The 942-nt window shown below is 58.7% G+C and carries 1 protein-coding gene and 1 pseudogene; both read left to right on the forward strand.

Features of this window, described 5'->3' with window-relative positions; translation table 11 throughout:
* Positions 1-725, forward strand: a 725-nt coding sequence (locus AC1DRJ_RS29785; protein ID WP_477805281.1) for an HvfC/BufC family peptide modification chaperone, incomplete at its 5' end; no start/stop codon positions are given.
* Positions 722-942: pseudogene (locus tag AC1DRJ_RS29790) on the forward strand (hypothetical protein); the annotation flags it as partial. The gene AC1DRJ_RS29785 and the pseudogene AC1DRJ_RS29790, both read left to right, overlap by 4 nt.

Here is a 942-nt window from a genome sequence, read left to right on the forward strand (position 1 = left end):
ATCCCCGACTGCGCTGCCCAGAGGGCTTGATCAGTGCCAATGGGGCCGATCCCTCCAGCCGTTTTGCGGTGTATCGCAACAATGTGCAGAGTTCGCTGATCAACGCTTTGGCGCACAGCTACMCTGTGGTGGAGCAATTGGTCGGTGATGAGTTCTTCCGTGCCATGACCGGGATCTATCTGCTCAACAATGCGCCCCAGAGCCCACTGATCAAAGATTACGGGGACAGTTTTGCGCRGTTCGTCGACGGCTTCGAACCGGCGAACAGCGTGCCGTATCTGGCCGATGTCGCCCGGCTCGAACGCTTGCGCATCACCGCTTATCACGCAGCCGACGACCAGCCGTTGAGCCATGAACAGATCGGCGCAGCGCTCGCTGATCCGCAAACCCTGAGCCAGTTGGCCGTTGAACTTCACCCCTCCCTCAACCTGCTGACCTCTGCCTTCGCGGTGGTCTCGATCTGGGCGGCCCATCAACACGACGCAACGCTGGCAGGGATTGACCTTCACCGGGAACAACACGCGCTGATCCTGCGCAATGGCCTGGACGTTGAAGTCTTCGTCATCGAGCCCGGTGCCAGTGCCTTCATCCACAACCTGCAAAGCGGCCAGCCGCTGATTCAGGCAGCGGAAACCGAATCCGCGTTCAATCTCAGCCAGACCCTTGCGCTGTTGATCAGCCACAACGCCATTACTCACTTACAGCACAACAAGGTATCTCCATGAACACACAGAACCCGATCCGCCGCGCCATCGCGCTGCTGGATTTGATTCCACAGAGCCTGATCGCTTTTATTGCGCGGTTCTCCATCGCGGCGGTGTTCTGGAAGTCCGGGCAAACCAAAGTCGAAGGCCCCGCCATTGATCTGATCGAGGGGACGTTCGAATTTGGCTGGCCGCGACTGGCCGACTCGACCATTCCGTTGTTTAAGAGTGAGTATCC

It is taken from the genome of Pseudomonas sp. P5_B2 (assembly GCF_056400445.1).